This window comes from Methylocaldum sp. RMAD-M, assembly GCF_017832375.1.
In the GTDB taxonomy this organism is placed as follows: domain Bacteria; phylum Pseudomonadota; class Gammaproteobacteria; order Methylococcales; family Methylococcaceae; genus Methylocaldum.
This window is the reverse complement of sequence record NZ_JAFIBZ010000007.1, coordinates 66038-85147: the sequence shown is the minus strand read 5'-3', so window position 1 is coordinate 85147 and position 19110 is coordinate 66038. Positions and strand designations below refer to the sequence as shown.

Here is a 19110-nt window from a genome sequence, read left to right as displayed (position 1 = left end):
TCCCCCAAGCCTCGCCTCCTCGTCCAAATCTCGTGCAGCGCATCGGGCCTCACCCCACCAGGCGGTTTTCCCCAACGAAACGTTGCAGCCCGGTTGGACTTCGTATGGAACCATGTCAGGCCTATCCGGACGGCACCAAAGGAGAAGCATTATGTTGAGAGTGTATGCCGGCAATCTCCCCCCGGATATGACGGAACAGGAGTTTACCGAACTATTTGCGGCCTATGGACGAGTACGCTCGATCGAATTGGCTCGCGATATCTTTTCGGGACGTTGCCGCGGCTTCGGCTTCGTCGAGATGGAGGGTCATGAGGCGCGTGCGGCGATCGCCGGATTGAACGGCCGCAATCTGCGGGGCAACACGCTACGCGTTAACGAAGAGCGGCCGCGCGGCCGGCGCGGCGGCGGTGGCCGCCGACGTTAGCTGGAAAAACTCTGCTAACTCGAATGTCCCCCAACTTTCCGCATACTCGAGCTACAATGATTTTATCCACGTAGCCGAATTTCGATCCGCAATCGCGGGTCGTTTGAGTTCTCGGCGAAAAGCGTTTCTTCCGAAAAAAATTCTTGAGCCGGCTTGGGGGGCTCGTCGATGACTCGCAGACTGATCCAGTGTCTTCTGATGGTTGTGCCTGTTCTCATGGCAGGCGGCTGTTCCGGTCCTTCCACGATGCAAAAACATCATCGGATTCACCATGGAAGCCTTCACCAGAAGGCCGTAGCACCCGCGGCCTCGATGGCGCAATCGGCGGATGCATCGTCGCGGCTTCGCGCGATGTCTTCCGTCTCGATTACCTCGGGTATGTTCCCGAAGCCCGTGGCCCTGGAAACGCAAGTCGCCTTCTGGCGCAATGTCTACGGCGTCTGGAGCCGTTCTCAAGTCGTTCTGCACGATAACCGTTTTCTGGATGTGATTTATGAAGTGATTCAGCTCCCCGGCAATATCACCGAGGGCTATACCCCGATCCAGAAAGAACTGGTGCGCGAACGGACAGCCTATTGGCAGTCCCGATTGCGCGACCTGGAACAAAAGGTCTCTGCGGGAATTCCTCTGACCCAGGACGACCGAAGACTGGCCGTGAAGATCAGTCCACGCGGGGATCTCAAGACGGCACTACTGGGCGCGAGCGAGCGGCTCCGCGGTCAGCGCGGCCTTCGCGAGCGCTTCAAGAGGGGTTTGGAAATCAGCGGTCGTTATGATCGCCACTTTCGGGAGATTTTCCGCCACGCGGGCCTCCCCGAGGATTTAGCGCATTTGCCCCATGTGGAATCGTCGTTCCAAACGCAGGCGCGTTCCTCGGCAGGCGCCGTGGGCGTGTGGCAGTTTACGCGCGGGGCGGCCGAGCGATTCATGAACGTCAACACGATCATCGACGAGCGCCTGGATCCCGTCGCTTCGGCTCACGGCGCCGCCCGTTATCTAAGCTATGCCTACGGCAAGCTCGGCAGCTGGCCCCTGGCAATCACGTCCTACAATCATGGCATTTCGGGCATGATGCGCGCGAAGCAGTCTTTCGGCCATGACTTCATGCGGATCGTTTCCGATTACGACCATCCCCAATTCGGTTTCGCTTCCCGTAATTTCTACGCCGAATTTCTGGCAGCACGGGAGGTCGCCAGTCAGCCCGAACGTTTCTTTGCCGAGGGCATACGATATGAAAAGCCTCTTGACTGGGACCGTGTCGTCATAACGCAGAATACCTTCGTTTCGACTTTGGCTCGTCAATACGCAACCGACAAGTCTCAGCTCATCGCCCTGAATGCGGCCTGGAGCGGACCGGCTCAGTCCGACAGGGCGGCTTTACCCGCCGGCACGGCGGTCTGGCTACCCTCGGGTACACTCCGGCAGATCGCGTACCGGGCGCAGCAGAATCGTCTGGCAGCGCAGCAACCGGAAAACAAAGGGGCATCAGCTCACGTTAAGGTAAGCTATCCCGGCAACGTCAAGGCCGGCGGCACCGCGACCAGAACCAATGCGTCATTAAGCCCCAAGAACGGCAACTACAAGCTGGCAAAAACTCAGGCGTTCGCTCGGTGAAAAAAGCGGACGGTTGTGGTTGATCGAAAGGTTAAAGTGGTACTTGCCATACCGCCGTGCTGTCGATGTTCCATGTTCGAATACGTTTTCTACGATCGGACTAGCTTCTTTGACGAAATTGGAGTAGGCTGCACATAGTTTGTCGCGGCGCAAGACCGGTCTTCGCCACGAGGATACGGAATTTTCCTTTCAGTCAATGCCTTAACGGCACCTGCTAGTCCCCGCCTCCTCCCGCAAACCGCACGCGGTGCGTCCTTCGGGTCCGCCCTGTGGTCACAGCAACAGTGCTCGTGCTCGACCGGTGCCACGCTCGTCGTGGCAGGCAAGAGCCAGGAAAGTTCGAATGCCCTTTGAGTCTCTCAGCCTATCCAACATCCCGTCACGCATTGTCGCCGATCAAGCCCACACGGCTCCCACGCCGATCCAATCGCAGACCATTCCAGCCGTACTAAATGGAGGTGATTTGCTAACCGAAGCCCAGACGGGTATCGGCGGCAGAATACGTACGTCGCATAGGCCGTACCGGCTCGAACAACGATGCAGCATCGCCGGTCTTTCGACACGAAACTTTACAGCTGAAAAACATCGAGCAGCTGCTTGGCCGCAAACTTCCCGCTCTTCCTTCACCGGAAGGCTATACACCGCAAACAGTCGGAAATCCTGGTCCACAGATTACCCGGCTGATGCGGCAATCAACGCCGAGGCGCGGATCGATCGGTCCATGCCCTCGGATCATTCAACCATGACGCCGCCTATCTTGGTTGCGCCCACAGGAGACAATCCATGCTGAGAATTTATGCCGGAAATCTGCCGGCCGATACTACCGAACGGGAGTTCAACGAACTTTTTGCGGAATACGGCCGGGTACGCTCGATCGAACTGGCTCGCGACATTTTTTCCGGTCGTTGCCGCGGCTTCGGCTTCGTCGAGATGGAGGGCCACGAAGCGCGCGCGGCAATCGCCGGACTGAATGGCCGCAACTTGAGGGGCAACAGTCTTCGGGTTAATCAGGAGCGTCCCCGCGAGCGGAGCGGCCGCGGCCGGCGACGTTAAGTACCGGGCGAGTGAACCGGACTAATATACGAAAGCTTTCGTGTCCAGCACGAACTTTTACCTACAGAATCCTTTCCAGAAAAGGTGTTTATTAATAGACCCAGCGCACCCGCGATTACGGGCTCGATCTGTGTTTATTAAGTGTTTTTTGTTTGTTTTCCTATCGAGGAATTTTTGATGAGTACGAAATTGTATGTCGGCAACCTGAGCTACAGCATTGACAACAGCGAGCTGGAGCAACTCTTCGCCCCACATGGTACGGTGCAGTCCGCGAACGTGATCATGGATCGCGAAACCGGCCGCTCCAAAGGCTTCGGCTTCGTAGAAATGGGTACCGATCAACAGGCCCGAGCCGCAATCAGCGCCCTGCATGGCAAAGAGGTCGGTGGACGTAGCCTCACCGTTAACGAGGCCCGCCCCCGCGAAGAAAGATCCGGCGGCGGTTTCGGTGGCGGCCGACGCAGCGGCGGATTCGGCGGCGGCGGACACCGCTATTGATATTCGCTAAACCGGCGGCAGAGCCCCGCCTCGGCGCCGGTTAGAATCCGTTCCGGCCTCTCCGAACTCGGAAAGGCCGGAACGACTTACCCGCTAAGTCACTCTTCGGACAGCACCTGCGATCGCAGGGCGCCATTCTTCATCGTTTGCCCGTTTTCATGCCGGGCAAAGCGGTGGTACGTCCATTGCGGCAATCTGTTCGCGCAGTTCAAGTATCCGGTCGTGCCAGTAACGCGGCGTATTGAACCACGGAAATGCGATCGGGAAAGCGGGGTCATCCCAGCGTCTCGCGATCCATGCGGTGTAGTGAATCAGCCGCAGGGTGCGCAGCGCTTCGATTAAATGCAGCTCGCGGGTATCGAACTCGAAAAAACTTTGGTAACCGGAGAGCAAAGGACTCAATTGCTGCGTCATCTCCGTACTGTCTCCCGACAACAGCATCCACAAATCCTGGATCGCAGGCCCCATGCGGCTGTCGTCGAAATCGACGAAATGCGGACCATCGTCCGCCCACAACATATTTCCGGGATAGCAATCTCCGTGCAGCCGCAGCGTGCGCACGGGACCCGCGCGCTCGAAACAGCGTCTCACGCCCGCTAGCGCTTGATTCGCCGCTTCCCGATAAGCGTCGACGATGTCCGCCGGAATCACGCCGTGAGACAGCAGATAATCTCTGGGCTCTTCGCCGAAACTGGCGATATCCAGGGCAGGACGGTGCCGATACGGCTTGAGCGAACCGACAGCATGAATACGGCCGATTAGCCGCCCCATTCGCATCAATGCGGCGTGGTCGTTGAATTCCGGAGCATATCCGCCTTGGGTCGGAAACACGGCGAAGCGAAAGCCGCCGAACTCGTGCAATGTCGAGCCTCCGGCACCCGGCAAGGCCGGCACGACCGGCAATTCGGACTCCGCAAGCTCCCGAACGAAGGCATGTTCTTCGAGAATGGCGGCTTTGCTCCACCGTCCGGGTCGGTAGAATTTCACGACCACCGGCGATCCGTCTTCCATGCCGACCCGATAAACACGGTTCTCGTAGCTGTGGAGCGCCAACAGGCTGCCGTCGCTGTGAAAGCCTGCGCTGTCCAATGCGTTCATGACGCAATCGGGTGTTAAGGACGAAAAGGGATGGACGTCTGTGACCGTATTCATGAACGCCATTCTACAGGTTGCCATCCTCGTCTCTCCCAAAAAGCGCAATCTAAGATTAGATTTTTGATTATCCTTGAGCCGGCAACGCTCCGCACTTCAAACTCTACGTATAAACCCTAATGAAAATTAAGCTCACGCCTTATGAAGCCCGCGTCATCGGTTGTTTGATCGAGAAGGAAATCACCACCCCCGAACAATATCCCCTATCGCTCAACGCCCTGACCAATGCGTGCAATCAGAAAAGCAATCGCGATCCGGTGCTCGATCTCGACGAAGCGACGGTGCAGCAGATAGTCGATGGACTCGTAAAGAAATACCTCGTCAGTGCCGGCAGCGGATTCGGCAATCGAGTCACCAAATACCAGCACCGGTTCTGCAATGCGGAATTCGGCGATCTGAAGCTCTCCAAGCAAGAGACTGGTATCGTCTGCGAGTTGCTGCTTCGCGGGCCGCAAACGCCGGGCGAATTACGCACCCGGACCGAGCGCCTATGCAAGTTCGGCGACGTGCAGGAGGTCGAGAACACGCTGGCCAAGCTGATGAATCGGGAAGAGCCTCTGGTCGCGAGATTGCCGCGCGAGCCGGGAAAGCGCGAATCCAGGTTCATGCATTTGTTTTTTGGCGAAGACCAGCTAACGGCGAACAGCGAGAATACGGAAAGAGAGCTTGAGCTTTCGGTTTCCGACCGCGAACGGCTCGATCGCCTGGAGCGATTGGTCGATGAATTGAAGACAGACGTGAATCGGCTCGAATCGAAATTGGCCTCACTCACGCGTGGGTCATAGGATCGGCATCGCCCGCCCTACTCGGCTGGTTTGCGTCTCAATGCCTTGAGTCGTCCGTGTTTGTCCTTGCTGTCCAACCGCCTTTTCTGAGAGCTTCTGGTCGGGCGAGTCGATTTTCGCGTCTTGCGGGTGGCCGCGGCGCTTTTTATCAGCGAAATCAGCCGCGCAAGCGCATCCTCCCGATTCTGTTCCTGGCTTCGAAACTGCTGAGCCTTGATAATGACAAAGCCTTCGCTCGAAACGCGCTGATCTTTCAGCGTCAGCAGTTTTTCCTTATACATTTCGGGCAAGGACGATGCCCTGATATCGAAGCGCAAATGAATGGCCGTCGACACCTTGTTAACGTTCTGCCCGCCCGCTCCCTGGGCACGCATGGGGTTGAGTTCCACTTCGGAGAGCGAAAGGCAGACCTGGTTCGAAATTTTCAACACGGCATTTCAATAGTGGGGCGGTTTCTCATCCACGATCTTGCCCAGCTCGGCAGCCGCCGCCAATTGCCCGATGCGGTCGATGAGAAGCTTGCAAGTCGCCTCCAGTTGATCGATCTGTTTTTGCTGTTCGCACACGACGTTATTCAATGCCTGAATCGTATCTTCCTGATAGGCGAGTTTGGTTTCCAAGTCTACCAAGCGTTCTTCGATCATGCTTCGACCTTCGAGATGGAAAACGCGGATTAGGCCTCATTATTCCTGCTTTTTCAACAGGGTATCGAGGTTGGCGAACGGCTTGAAGGTGGTGCTCGCATTCTGCCGTTCTTCTCCGCTCGATTGCCCTGCGTTCAAATAACGGGAATGTTCGTTATCGTGGCAGTAGATGCAAAGCAGTTCCCAATTGCTTCCGTCCGGCGGATTATTGTCGTGATTATGATCTCTATGATGGACCGTAAGCTCGCTGAGATTTTCGCGTGAAAACTCACGGGCGCAACGCCCGCAAACCCAAGGGTATAGTTTCAGAGCCTGCTCCCGATAGCCGCGTTCCCGCTCCTCCCGGTTACGCCGGGCTTCGGCAACGACCTGATCGAGCCTATTGCTATCGGACCCGGTTTTCATGACGGTCATGATTCGCCCTCCGATCGTTCATAGCCAAGTTTGATTCAAGAATACACCCGATGTTCGCGATGAAAGCAACCGGTCCCGCGGCTCAAAAGCGGCGCTATTTCGTCCTGCTGGCCGGCATGCTGGCGCTCATCACGATATATTGGGCGCTCCCCGCAGTCATTGCGGAATTTCTTCGATACCGACTCGCCCTGGCCGGGTTTACTCGGATCGACGTCAATTCCGGACGCCCGTCCTGGGATGAACTGCGCTTCGACACCATTCAAATGAGCCGCCGTTCCGGAAACCGGGCGCTTACCCTGCGCGCGACGGGATTGAAGGCTCGCTATCGACCCTTGGAATTGCTGTCGGGGCGGCTTGTCAGCATTCGGATCGCAAGAGCAGAGGTCGAAAGCAGCTTTGTCGATAGCCAGGTGCCGGCTCAACATGATGCCGGCAAAAACATCGCACCTACCGCTTTCGCACCGAATCATTGGCTGTCCCGTTTGCCGGCGGATGAACTGTCTCTCGAGCGCTTAGACCTATATTTCCGAACTCCAGCAGGCGGTAATTACACGGCGCACGCGACGGCCCAGATCCGAAACGGACAGGGGACACTGACCGGAGAAATCCGTCCGGCGGAGGAACAAGCGTTCACGTTCTCGGCACATGCCGCCGTGAGCGGCGAGTTCGAACTGGATATCCGGCCTGCCGAAACTTCGGCACCTCCGGTCCTTCATGTCGCCAACCGTGCCGACGAAACCGAAAAAGGCCGCCTGAACATAGCCGGCTCGGCTCGGGCGAGGCTGGACGCCGTCAACGGTTTGCTGCGGCCTTGGTTCGGACCCGACCAAAAACTCCCGTTGCTGGCGGGCAGCGTCGAAAGCCGCTGGCAAGGCGCCGTTCCGGTTGAGGGCAAAACATGGGAAGGCGTGAAGATCAGCAGCGATCATCATCTCGAGATCAGGATCGAACCGTCGAGCGGCGCCATCCGAACCGCCGCGTCCAGCATCGAAGCTAGCGCTTGGATCGAAGGGAGCCGAATCCGTTGGCGCATCGGGGATAAATCGGAGTTGTCGGCGCGCATCAAGAGTCCGATGAACTCTCCGGCTGAGCCCATGGTCGCGATGACTTTCCCGAAAGGCCTGGCTGGCCTCGTCGAAATAGCACCGGAGAATCTGACGTTTAACTTCACGCCCGAATTTCCGATACATCTTGCCCCAGTCGACTGGAATGGCATCTCATCCTCCGGAATCGATGTCGAACTCGCCAATGGAGCGAAACTCCGCTACGGCACGGAACCCACCCGATGGGACTTCGAGCCTTTTACGCTCTTGACCCGGCCGGCAGCCCTAACTGCGCCGAAGGGCGCGATCGAGGCCGATGCGCTCAGCTTCGAGGTCGCCGAGCTCGGTGGCGGAAACGCCGGTTGGAAAGCTAGAGGCGATCTGCGCATTAAGGGCCTCAAACCGAAATTTCAGGGCAAGCCCTTACCCGCCGGCGACATACTGATCAAATTCCAGGGAGATTCGAAGCAGCTTGATCTCCAGAGTACTGCAACGCTTTCCCAGGGAAAATTGCTCCTTAACGGTCGGGCACGCCACCGATTCGCCAGCGGCCAAGGATCGGCGCAGTTCGAACTGGCACCTGTCGTTTTCGGTGAATCCGGCTTCACGCTGAGCCGATTGCTGGAACCCTGGCCTTTTCCCATCGACTTCCATGGGGGCCGTATCCACGGCTTCGGGGGCAGCTCCTGGAGGCGGTCGGCCAAGCATGGCGCCGGCGAAACGCTGCGGTTCGAAAACGAGGTCACCGTCGACGCAAACGGTCTGGCCGGCCGATTCAAAACAATCCGGTTTGAAGGCTTGGACGCCCATCTCGTCCTGTCTGACCGAGACGGTTTACGAACCGTCGATCCCGCTCGAGTCAGCGTCGAACACCTGGATTCGGGAGTTTCCGTCACTCACCTGAACATGAAAGCGGCGGTTACGAGTCACGCCGGAAGCGCCGGCCCGATAATCGACCTGAGGCAGTTTGGCGCCAGTCTCCTCGGCGGAACGGTCCATGCCATCCCTGTTCGATGGGATACCGTCCATCCGGGGACCCCGGTGACCCTTACGCTAAAAGGGCTGTCCCTGAGTCAAATCATCGCGCTTGAAAAACACCAAGGCGTGGAAGGTTCTGGCCTCCTCGACGGACGGCTGCCCTTGGAAATCACCAATACCCACGTTGCGCTCCGCGGGGGCGAGCTTGAGGCGCGTCCGCCCGGAGGCTGGATTCGCTATCGGCCGACGGAACAAGTCAAAGCGATGGCGAAAGACAATTTGAGCCTACAGTTCGTGAATCAGGCCCTGAGCAACCTCCAGTACAACACACTGAAGGCCAAGGCCGACAGCACCCCAAAAGGCGACTTGACGCTACGGGTCGAACTGAAGGGGCACAACCCGGATTGGCAGTCCGGCCGGCCTATACATCTCAATCTAAACCTCCAGGAAAACATCTTGATGCTCCTGCGCAGCCTGAGCGTCGCCGACGATTTGACCGACCGCATGAACCAGCAAATCCAGGAGCATTACCGGAAAATACATTAGACGGAATCGATAAGGCGGCTAGATCTCGGGAAATCCCGATGCTATCCTCAGCCGCTCTTTTCGGCCTCGATACAGAAAACAACAATGATGCGAGACACTTTTTTTGCAAAGGTCTCTTCTGTCGCCGTGATGGCGCTCTTGGCAGCATGTACCCCTCGAGTCGAGTTGGCTGCGCCGCAGGAGCCCATCACCATCAATCTCAACGTCAAGATCGATCACGAAGTCCGGGTCAAAGTCGAAAAAGACTTGGAAGAGATTCTCTCGAAAGAGAGCGGACTGTTCTGATTCGAACGAGGATTTGCCATGTCCAAATATTTTCCTTTGCGTGGGGTCATTGCTCCCTTATTGGCGTTGCTGCTAGGCATGGTCGGCTGGCCGTCGCAGAGTTGGGCGATCGGTCTCGACGAGGCGAAGAGGCAAGGTTTGGTGGGCGAACAGCCTAACGGTTATCTTGAGGCGGTCGTGCCCAATCCGCCCGCGGATGTCAGGGCTCTCATCGCGGATATCAACGCAAAGCGCCGCCAGAAATACGAACAGGTCGCCAAAACCAACGGCACCAGTTTAAATGTTGTCGAGACATTGGCCGGGAAAACGGCGATCGAGAAAACTCCGCCGGGTCAGTACGTCAGATCGCCATCGGGGCGCTGGATTAAGAAATAGAGTGACGACGGTCCGAAAATATTCCGGCGGCGTCGGGATCGCGCACACCTTCGGTTCCCTACCCCGGATATCGACTTTTTCAAAAAACAATTAAGGAGACAGACCATGTCCGACAAGATCATCTTCAAGACCGGCGAAGCCACCGTACTCGCCGCCGAGGGACAATATACCGACGCCATGCCGGAAATTCTGATCGGCGATGTGAACGGCCCGGTCGGACAAGCCTTCGCCAACATGATGGGGCAGACCGCGGGCCATACCCGCATGTTCGCGATCAGAGCCTGCAATCAGCAGGTGCGCCCGGCCACCCTGATGGTGCCGAAAGTCACCATGAAAAGCAGCGCTTACGTCAACCTGTTCGGCGGCGTGGTTCAGTCGGCCACGGCGGATGCCGTGCTGGATTGCGTGATCGAAGGCATCATTCCTCGCGATCAGGTCAATGACCTCTGCATCATCAGCCTGGTCTGGATCGATCCCGAGTGCGCCAAAGATCCCAATCTGGACGAAAAGGACCTGTACCGCACCAATTACGAGGCGACCAAGCTGGCCATCAAGCGAGCGCTCAACGACGAACCGTCGATCGACGAACTGATAGCCAACCGCCATACGATAAAGCACGATATGTACGATCCGGAAGCTTAGAGTCATTTGGCCGAATCGAAACAAAAACGCCGGCTTCCTGCCGGCATTTTTTTCTCTTCTAAGCGCGTTTCAGGAGCATTCAGCCGGCTTTCGTTTATTCAACCGTATATCACGCGATGCTCCGCGGCAAAGGCGGACGATTCGTCTTTTCTCACGATGAGGGCAGAGCCGTTTTCCAAAAACTCGCTGCCGATGGCGTTTCCTGTTTCGGCCGCTGGATTCACGTTTACTGCGGTTGGCGGTCGGTGAACATTCCCTCAACCTGCACATCTTGCTCGACAAACGGCTTCTGCCATGCAGCCTCGGACCCGTAAAAATCTTTGACGCGCTCTTCAAAAAAACGAGGCCAAAGGAGCCCTTTATCCGACCGGAAATGTTTCACAATAGTGATATCTGACCGGCTTCTCACACTAAAACAAGGCGTTAGATACGTAAAATTCCCTGACGCCGCAAACGGGAAAGCTGAGATGGAAATTGCATCATTTCCGTTACAAATAATGGGCCCACGGCATGAACCGCTCCCGTCAGCTCGTTTTGCTCTATCTCGCAAAGCTAGATGATACGGCGCCTGCGAGCTATCAATAAGAATTTACGTGCTATTGCCCGAGGTCCAAAAGCCGCAAAAACAAACATGTTACGGTAAAGAAACAAAGACTTGGACCGAGGACCATTTGAAACGTCGGCTGTTTTTGGCCGTATCCCCAAAACGGAAGAATACCGGCTGGAAACTGATCACCGATACAGCAGTACCTCTTCCCGCTCTTCCTGCCATGAGCGTTCATCCGGCAATGTCAGCGCATCGAGATCGCGCGGAGCGGCATCGGCGTCGTCCACCCATTGGCGCAGCAGTTCGCTACCGTTAATCAGATCGATGGCGAGACGATCGTATTCGTACTCGTAAGGAAAATCGCGCCAGAGATCGTAGTCCGGCCAGAGATTGCGAATCGCTTTGAATGCCAGTGCCTGCAGGCGCCAGGGCCGAAATCCTTGATGATCGTAGGCGCCGTCCTCGACGTGAATCTGCACGCCTTCGCATAGCTTTCCGGCATGCTTGTGGAACGTCGGTTCGAACCAGCAGACGCGCAGCCGACAGCCTTGCAGCCAGCCCGGAGCCAGCGCCCGCATCTCGGCGACGATCCGGTTCGCGTCCAGATCGGGCGCGCCGAAAAGTTCCAAGGGACGGGTGGTGCCGCGGCCCTCGGACAAGGTCGTGCCTTCCAGCATGACCGTGCCGGCGTAGCAGCGCGCCATCCATAGATTCGGCGCGTTAGGGCTGGGATTGATCCAGGTGCGTTCGCCCAGCGGCCAACCGTAGCCCGGCGCATTCGCCGGGTCCCAGCCTTCCATCGTCACCACGTGGTAATCCACGTCGAGGCGCAGGCTCTCCACGAACCAGCGGCCCAACTCGCCCAGCGTAAGTCCATGCCGCATGGGAAGCGCGCCGGCCCCCACGAAACTCTCCCAACCGGCTCGCAATCGCAGCCCCTCGATCGGACGGCCCGCCGGATTCGGCCGGTCCAGCACCCAGACTGTCTTGCCTTTCTTGGCCGCCTCCTCCAGTACGTATCGCAAAGTCGTGATGAAGGTATAAATTCGGCAGCCGAGATCCTGCAGATCGACCAGCAGCACGTCGAAGCTGTCCATCATGGCGTCGGTCGGGCGCCGGACTTCGCCGTATAGGCTGAAGACCGGAATGCCGTGCGCTGGATCGGTGTAATCCGGCGACTCGACCATATTGTCCTGCTTGTCGCCGCGCAGACCGTGCTGAGGTCCGAAAGCGGCCGCGAGCTTGATGCCGTCGAGCGCGGCCAGCGCGTCCAAGGAATGAACCAGATCGGCGGTGACGGAGGCTGGATGAGCGAGCAAGGCCACACGGCGGCCCCGGAGCGGCTTGCGAAGATCCGGGCTGTCGAGCAGCCGGTCGATGCCAAACTTCATCGATGTCTCCTTGTGGCAAATCTCAGTTGTTGCCGGCGGAATCGAGCCTGAGCGCGAAACCGTCCGGGTGATGGAAATCCGGCTGGCCCGGCGGGTGCTTGAACGCCCAATACGATAGCCTGCCGTCCTGCTCTTCGATCACGGCAGACAATGCCAGGCTCAGGGTTGCGCTCTCGATCTCGGTCGATAGACCGTTCAGGTCGATCATTGCATTCAGCCCAAGCCGATAGGCATCGAGCGTCAGGGAAATTTTCGGAGGTGGGGCTTGTCTAACGACCGACATGCCGTCTCGATAAGACTCAAAATGATAGACGGCCCATTCGCTCGACGGCGCGAAATTGAATTCATAATACCCTTCGCGGTGCATCAGAAATGCCTCGAAGCAAGTATGCCGCCAAAGGCCGTCGGTGCGTCGTGCAACCCGAGGGCGCGGAATATGCAGACCCGCCACATCCCCTTCGACCGTATACTCGAGGGCGAGTACCCCATCCGATGTCTTCTGCACACGCACCGTGAAACGGCGGATGAGCTCGCAGGGCGTGGACGGGTGACTATTCAACGGAATCGTTTGCATGGGAGGATTATATCCCGAGCCGACGGGGAGCCCGTACAAACCGCGCCGATTGAAGGTCCATGGCTATCCAGTACCGGCTAACCGGATCGACGATTGTCACGGAGCGTATGCGGGTAATGACTTTTTTACACCTAAAAAGGGGATTTTTTCAGATGACAAACGGTCTACGAACCAATAGCGGAACCGAGCACTGAGAACAGCGTTCGTTCGCCGCCTTGGACAGCGGACGAAGTCCGACCAGGAACACCATTATCTGCTTGAGGCATGTCGTCACTAATCGAGTCCGATAACAATCCGATGACAACGGGCTGCCCGTCCGGCGCGATCACCGGAACCGAGAGCTTCCGGGAATTACTGGAAACGGCGCCGGACGCTATAGTCATCGTCGACCGCGGTGGCCGGATCGCATTCGTAAACTCGCAAACCGAGAAATTGTTCGGCTACGACCGCAGCGAACTGCTCGGCCGCAACGTCGATATTCTGATGCCCGATCGTTTCCGCGGCGAACAGGCCGGGCGCAGCAATCCTTTTTTGGACGAATCGGGGGTTCGGCCGATCGATGCCGCATTTGACCTACACGGCCTGCGCCGGGACGGCTCCGAGTTCCCGGCCGATATCGGGCTCAGCGCGCTCGAATCCGAAAACGGCATCCTCGTTATCGCCTCAATCCGAGACATCACGGAGCGCAAGCATTTTGACGAGTCCCTGCGCGAGAAGATTCTCGAATTGGAACGGGCCAATCTGGCCAAGGACCATTTTCTGGCCGGCATGTCCCATGAACTGCGCACGCCGCTCAATGCCATCATCGGCTTCACCGGCACCATGCTGATGAGGCTGCCGGGGCCTCTCACCGCGGCACAGGAAAAACAGCTCCGGATCATTCAGACCAGCGCCAAGCATCTGCTGTCGCTGATCAATGATTTGCTGGACCTCGCCAAGATCGAATCGGGCAAAGTCAAATCCAATCCGGAACCCTTTGTGTGCCAGGAGGCGATTCGGGAGGTCGCCGAAACCCTGCGTCCGATGGCGGAACAAAAAGGCCTCGGACTCGATATCGAGCTTCCGCGGGACGACATCGTCATCGAAACCGATCGGCGCGCGTTCGTACAAATCCTAATCAATCTCGCGAACAACGCCCTTAAGTTCACCTCACAGGGCAAGATATCGATCGAGTTGAGCCGGCGCCATGAAAACGGCAACACGATGATCGACGTCAGCGTGCTGGACACCGGCATCGGGATCAAACCGGAAGACCAAGCCAAGCTGTTTCGGGCGTTTACCCAAGTGAACGCCGCCGCCAACCGTCCCTCCGAAGGCACCGGACTGGGCTTGTACCTTTGCCAAAAGCTGGCTTCCCTAATCGGCGGACACATCGATGTACGGAGCGAATACGGTGCCGGCAGTACATTCACCCTAAGCTTGCCGTCAAAGACATCTGGCTGATGCCGGCGCGTATACTCCTCATCGAGGACAATCCCGACAGCATGGATCTAATGGCCTATCTGCTGGAAGCGTATGGGCATGTCACGCTTGCCGCCCGCGACGGCGAAGTGGGTGTGGAGATCGCCCGCCGGGAGCTGCCCGATCTTATTATTTGCGACATCCAGCTGCCCAAGCTGGACGGCTATGGCGTGATTCGGGAACTCAGACGCCGTACCGACCTCCGGAACATTCCCGTGGTGGCAGTTACCGCTTTCGCCATGGCAGGCGATTGCGACGCTCTGCTTGCTGCCGGGTTCGACGGCTATCTCTCCAAACCCATCGAGCCGGAGTCTTTCGTCGGGCAACTGGAACGTTTCTTGCCGAACTATTTGCGTTCCAACTCGCTGGGGTTCGATTTTGACCGACCTGAAGATGCCCAACATGAACGACCGGAGCATTCCTAGAGCGGCCAGAGCCGCGCCAGTCATTCTCATCGCCGCCTGGGCGCCTGGTGCCAAGGCACGGGAACTCATGCCGAGCCAGGGCGTCAACCGCTTGAAACCAATTAATCAGGCCCCTAAATACCCTCCTGGCGTTTACTGGCCATCGCCCAGGCCGGTACACGCCCGGCCTGGGCTCACGCGGCTTGTCGCCGCACCGGGGCGTCCTTGCCCCGAAATAACTCGGCCTACATTTATGGGCCGGGTTAATAAACCCATCGAACCGCTGACTCGCTGAAAATGATCGAGCATTGTCTGGACGGAGCCCGGTATGGCTAAGATTCTGATCGTTGACGACCGCCCCCTAAACCGAGAGTTTCTGGTAACGCTCCTCGGCTACGGCGGCCATCGCCTGCTCGAGGCTTCGGACGGCGCGGAAGCTCTGGACCTCGTCCGAGCCGAGCATCCCGATCTGGTTATCACCGATATCTTGATGCCGGCTATCGACGGATACGAACTGGTAAACCGTCTCCGCGCCGAACCGTCGCTCGCGGATACCCGCGTGATCTTTTACACCGCAACCTACCGCACGCCGGAAGCGCGAAGCTTGGCCGAGGCCTGCGGAGTGACCGCCGTGTTGGCCAAACCCTCCTCGCCCGAGGAAATTCTCGGCGTCGTACAAAACGTGCTCGGGCTGCCCGCGATAGAACCCGACCGTCTGCCCGAGACGGCGACTCAGCGCGGTACGGAGTCGCTCGGCGATATAACCGGCCAACTCACAGGCTACTTCTCCGATATCGAGACGATCCGCCAGTCGGTAGCGCGGATCATCGAGTCCGCACCGGCGGCAGTCGGAGAGCCCGAGTTACGCGACATTGCCGCACGCTTCTCGATGTCCCTGACTCGTCTGCAAGAGATCAGTCTCAGGCTCGCCACGCTCATCGAGTTGGGACTGGAACTTACCTCGGTCCGCGATCCGGAACGGCTGCTCGAGACCTTTTGCCGGGCTGCCCACGACGTCTGTGCCGCCCAATATGCCGTCGTCGGCTTGCTGGAGGAGGACGAGGTACACCTGTGCCGGGTCTACACGCGCGGCATGGAAGACCTAACGATAGATCTTTCGAACTCGTTGCCGCCCAAAAGCGGAATTTTGGCCCGTTTGCTGACCGAACGCCGTCCACTGCGCGTTGCCGGATTGAGCGGCGATCCCGAGGTCTTGGGTCTGCCCGCCGCACACCCGCCGGTCCATTCCCTCCTCGGTTTGCCGATTGCATCCTCGAGCCGACTCTATGGCTGGGTTTATGTCGCCAATAAGGTGGGAGCGGCGGAATTCGACGAAATCGATGAGGATATCGCCGCTACCGTAACGGCCCAGGTGGCGACCGCTTATGAAAATCTCGGATTCTACGACGAATTGCAGCGCCGGGCCGTGGCCTTGCAGCTCGAAATCACCGAACGTAAGCAGGCTCAGGAGTCGTTGCGCAAAACCTTGCGTGCGCGCGCCGTGATGGCCGAATGCAACCACGCGTTGATTCATGCCCGGGAGGAGCACGACCTGTTCGATCAGATGTGCCAAACCATGGTCGAAGCGGGCCACTATCCGATGGCTTGGATCGGCGTGGTCCGCGACGAAGAACACAGAACGCTGGTCCCGGTCGCCCACGCAGGTTGCGAAGTCGGGTGCCTTCAAGAATGGCGATTCACCAAGATGGACACGGACAGCTGTTGCACGCCCGTCGGCAGGGCGATCCGCAGCGGAAGAACGGTTGTCGTGCCGGACCTGGCGATCATTCGGGAATGGCCCGGTTGGCGGGAAAACGTTCTCTCGCGGGGCTATCGCTCCGTCATCGCCCTCCCCCTCAAAACCGACTCCCATACATTTGGCGCCTTAAGCATTTACGACAACGTGCCGGGCGCGTTCGGTCCCGATGAACAGGCCCTGATGGAAGAGCTGGCGGACGATATCGCATACGGCATAGCCAACCTCCGAACCCAAGCAGCCCGCGATCGCGCGGAACGGCGTCTGACGACGCAATACGAAGTAGCCCGGATTTTGGCCGAGTCGGCAACGGTAGCGGAAGCGAGCCCAAAGATTCTGCAAGTGATTTGCGAGACTCTGAACTGGGATGTGGATGTGGGGGCGCTATGGGTGGTGGACGACAGGGCGAAAGTGGCGCGCTGCGCGGGCCTCTGGCGCAGGGACGGTTCCGATACCGAGGAATTCGCAGCGTCCAGCCGGTCGATGAGTTTTGCGCCCGGAGCAGGACTGCCGGGACGCATCTGGATGTCCGCAAAGTCCATCTGGATTGCGGATCTCTCACGGGACCCCAGCTTCTTGCGAGCCTCACTCGCCGGAAATGCCGGGCTCCGCGCCGCATTCGGCTTTCCGATACGCTTCGAGGGCCGGGTGCTCGGAGCCATCGAGTTTTTCAGCCGGGAAATCCGCAAACCCAAGGAAGATTTGATGAACATGTTCACCGCGATCGGCAGCCAAATCGGCCTGTTCGTGGAACGTAAACGTACCGAGGAAGAACTCAAGATTTCCGAAGAAAAACTGAGCAGCATCCTCGGCTCGATAGACAATATCGTTTGGTCTCTCTCGCCGACGACCGGCGAAACGCTTTACGTCAACGCCGCGGCGGAGAAAGTTTGGGGCCGGCCCGTCGCTGACTTCATGAAGAACAAGGACCTCTGGCTGCAAAGCGTCCATCCCGATGACCGGGAGCGGATGCAGAAAACCCTGGGAGAGCTATTGGAGACGGGTACGTTGACCGCGGAATACCGTATTCTGCGTCCGGACGGCGAAATACGCTGGCTGGAAGACCGGGTCAAGGTCATTTACGACAAGGCCGGAAACCCTATGCGTCTCGACGGCGTCGCAAGTGACATTACCGAGCGAAAGAAATATGAGGCCAGCATCGAGTACCTGGCGACCCACGATGCCCTGACTCATTTACCCAACCGCACCCTGCTCGCCGACCGCCTGTCTCAGGCGCTGGCCCACGCCAAGCGCACCGAGCGGCCTTTAGCCTTGCTGTTTCTCGATCTGGACCGGTTCAAGGATGTCAACGATAGCTTCGGCCACGCGCTCGGCGACGCCTTGCTACAGGCCGTCGCCGAGCGTCTCCAGGCGTCCGTCCGCGAGGGCGATACGGTAGCCAGGCAAGGCGGCGACGAATTCCTTATCTTGCTCTCGGATCTCGAAAGAATGGAAGACATCGAGTTCGTAGCCGTCAAGATCTTGCGGGCTATCGCCAAACCTTTCCTGATCGAGGGACGCGAACTGTTCATGAGCGGCAGCATCGGAGCGAGCGTTTATCCCGCCGACGGCGAAGACATGGAGACGCTGCTCAAGCATGCGGACACGGCGATGTACCGAACCAAGGAGGAAGGCGGCAGCGGTTTCAGGCTTTATGCCCGCGAAATGAGCCAGCGCGCGATCGAACGCATCAAAATGGAAAGCGCGTTGCGGCGGGCTTTGGAACAGCAGCAATTCGAGCTCTTTTATCAGCCCAAGGTCGAACTCAGGGGCGGAAGGATCATCGGCTCGGAAGCGCTGATCCGGTGGCGCCATCCGGACTTAGGCTTGGTGTTGCCTTCCCGGTTTATCCCCATGGCCGAGGAAACCGGTTTAATCCACGCGATCGGCTCTTGGGCTCTGAAAACCGCATGTTTGCAGAGCAAAGCCTGGCAGGATGCGGGACTGTCGCCGTTCGACGTCGCCGTCAATCTTTCGGCTAAGCAATTGAAACGCGGAAATCTCGTCAAACTGGTCAACCAGACGCTACGGGAAACCGGACTGGAAGGCCGCTATCTGGAATTGGAATTGACCGAAACCATGGTCATGCACGATCCCGAGCGTTTCATTCCGATTTTGGAGGAATTGAAAGAGTTGGGCGTAAAGCTTTCGGTGGACGATTTCGGAACGGGCTATTCCAGCCTGAGTTATCTCAAGCGGCTACCGTTCGACCGGCTGAAAATAGACCAGTCCTTCGTCCGCGACATCGCAACCGACACCAATGATGCCGTGATCGTGCAAACCGTCATCTCGCTTGGCCACACCCTTGGTCTCAAGGTCATCGCGGAGGGCGTGGAAACCCTGGAACAATTGACTTTCCTCTGCCGGCACAGGTGCGACGACATGCAGGGTTATTATTCGAGCCGTCCGGTCACGGCGGAGCAATTCGGCCGTCTGCTGCGCGAGAACCGAAGGCTGCCATTGCCGTCGATCGCGGCGTAGGGCGTCATGGGATAGGCGCCGATCAACAAGCCTTTGCCGACGA

The 19110-nt window shown here is 58.1% G+C and carries 18 protein-coding genes; 12 read left to right on the top strand and 6 right to left on the bottom strand.

Features of this window, described 5'->3' with window-relative positions:
* Positions 1-151 precede the first annotated feature (151 nt).
* The 4 genes from JOD69_RS09385 to JOD69_RS09370 all read left to right on the top strand — a co-directional run bounded on the left by JOD69_RS09385 (position 152) and on the right by JOD69_RS09370 (position 3589).
* Complete coding sequence (locus JOD69_RS09385; RefSeq protein ID WP_077730146.1) at positions 152-424, top strand: RNA-binding protein; 273 nt, start codon at positions 152-154, stop codon at positions 422-424.
* Between the two features lie 351 nt (positions 425-775).
* On the top strand, positions 776-2038 hold the full coding sequence (locus JOD69_RS09380; RefSeq protein WP_205781145.1) for a lytic transglycosylase domain-containing protein: 1263 nt from the start codon (positions 776-778) through the stop codon (positions 2036-2038).
* 783 nt (positions 2039-2821) lie between these two features.
* Positions 2822-3091 carry an RNA-binding protein gene (locus tag JOD69_RS09375; protein ID WP_077730145.1) on the top strand — a complete coding sequence of 90 codons (270 nt, stop codon included), beginning with the start codon at positions 2822-2824 and terminating at the stop codon, positions 3089-3091.
* A gap of 177 nt (positions 3092-3268) precedes the next feature.
* Entirely contained in the window at positions 3269-3589 is a 321-nt protein-coding gene (locus JOD69_RS09370; protein WP_077730144.1) for an RNA-binding protein, read from the top strand.
* A 156-nt stretch (positions 3590-3745) separates the two neighbouring features.
* On the opposite strand, the gene JOD69_RS09365 is transcribed toward JOD69_RS09370, so the two are convergent.
* Positions 3746-4765, bottom strand: coding sequence for a serine/threonine protein kinase (locus tag JOD69_RS09365; protein ID WP_240507134.1), 1020 nt, complete (start codon positions 4763-4765; stop codon positions 3746-3748).
* 95 nt (positions 4766-4860) lie between these two features.
* Here JOD69_RS09365 and JOD69_RS09360 point away from each other — a divergent pair, with 95 nt between their 5' ends.
* Positions 4861-5526 (top strand): DUF480 domain-containing protein, encoded by a 666-nt coding sequence (locus JOD69_RS09360; RefSeq protein ID WP_086135578.1) that lies wholly within the window; start codon positions 4861-4863, stop codon positions 5524-5526.
* Positions 5527-5543: 17 nt separating this feature from the next.
* Here JOD69_RS09360 and arfB read toward each other — a convergent pair whose 3' ends face one another.
* The 3 genes from arfB to JOD69_RS09345 are packed head-to-tail and all read right to left on the bottom strand — an operon-like array spanning position 5544 to position 6584.
* Positions 5544-5957 carry an alternative ribosome rescue aminoacyl-tRNA hydrolase ArfB gene (arfB, locus tag JOD69_RS09355; protein ID WP_086135579.1) on the bottom strand — a complete coding sequence of 138 codons (414 nt, stop codon included), beginning with the start codon at positions 5955-5957 and terminating at the stop codon, positions 5544-5546.
* Positions 5958-5963: 6 nt separating this feature from the next.
* Entirely contained in the window at positions 5964-6170 is a 207-nt protein-coding gene (locus JOD69_RS09350) for a SlyX family protein (RefSeq protein WP_077730141.1), read from the bottom strand.
* A 39-nt stretch (positions 6171-6209) separates the two neighbouring features.
* The gene (locus JOD69_RS09345) at positions 6210-6584 is read right to left on the bottom strand and encodes a YajD family HNH nuclease (RefSeq protein ID WP_205781146.1); all 375 of its coding nucleotides are present in this window, start codon (positions 6582-6584) and stop codon (positions 6210-6212) included.
* 50 nt (positions 6585-6634) lie between these two features.
* Here JOD69_RS09345 and JOD69_RS09340 point away from each other — a divergent pair, with 50 nt between their 5' ends.
* The 4 genes from JOD69_RS09340 to fae all read left to right on the top strand — a co-directional run bounded on the left by JOD69_RS09340 (position 6635) and on the right by fae (position 10453).
* Positions 6635-9151: a YdbH domain-containing protein gene (locus tag JOD69_RS09340; RefSeq protein ID WP_086135580.1), complete on the top strand. Its 2517-nt coding sequence runs from the start codon at positions 6635-6637 to the stop codon at positions 9149-9151.
* Between the two features lie 84 nt (positions 9152-9235).
* The gene (locus tag JOD69_RS09335; RefSeq protein ID WP_346425842.1) at positions 9236-9436 is read left to right on the top strand and encodes a YnbE family lipoprotein; all 201 of its coding nucleotides are present in this window, start codon (positions 9236-9238) and stop codon (positions 9434-9436) included.
* Positions 9437-9454: 18 nt separating this feature from the next.
* A complete protein-coding gene (locus tag JOD69_RS09330) occupies positions 9455-9811 on the top strand; it encodes a YdbL family protein (RefSeq protein ID WP_205781147.1) in 357 nt (118 codons plus the stop codon).
* 105 nt (positions 9812-9916) lie between these two features.
* Positions 9917-10453: a formaldehyde-activating enzyme gene (gene fae, locus JOD69_RS09325; RefSeq protein WP_077730137.1), complete on the top strand. Its 537-nt coding sequence runs from the start codon at positions 9917-9919 to the stop codon at positions 10451-10453.
* A 732-nt stretch (positions 10454-11185) separates the two neighbouring features.
* On the opposite strand, the gene JOD69_RS09320 is transcribed toward fae, so the two are convergent.
* Both JOD69_RS09320 and JOD69_RS09315 read right to left on the bottom strand, forming a co-directional pair.
* Entirely contained in the window at positions 11186-12391 is a 1206-nt protein-coding gene (locus JOD69_RS09320) for a DUF1343 domain-containing protein (RefSeq protein WP_086135581.1), read from the bottom strand.
* A gap of 22 nt (positions 12392-12413) precedes the next feature.
* Entirely contained in the window at positions 12414-12965 is a 552-nt protein-coding gene (locus JOD69_RS09315; RefSeq protein ID WP_077730135.1) for a DOMON-like domain-containing protein, read from the bottom strand.
* A 264-nt stretch (positions 12966-13229) separates the two neighbouring features.
* Here JOD69_RS09315 and JOD69_RS09310 point away from each other — a divergent pair, with 264 nt between their 5' ends.
* From JOD69_RS09310 to JOD69_RS09300, 3 genes are all read left to right on the top strand, one after another.
* On the top strand, positions 13230-14408 hold the full coding sequence (locus JOD69_RS09310; protein WP_086135582.1) for an ATP-binding protein: 1179 nt from the start codon (positions 13230-13232) through the stop codon (positions 14406-14408).
* A complete protein-coding gene (locus tag JOD69_RS09305) occupies positions 14408-14851 on the top strand; it encodes a response regulator (protein WP_086135583.1) in 444 nt (147 codons plus the stop codon). Before JOD69_RS09310 ends, JOD69_RS09305 begins: the two co-directional genes overlap by 1 nt.
* A gap of 307 nt (positions 14852-15158) precedes the next feature.
* Positions 15159-19067 (top strand): EAL domain-containing protein, encoded by a 3909-nt coding sequence (locus JOD69_RS09300; RefSeq protein ID WP_077730132.1) that lies wholly within the window; start codon positions 15159-15161, stop codon positions 19065-19067.
* The last annotated feature ends 43 nt before the right edge of the window (positions 19068-19110 follow it).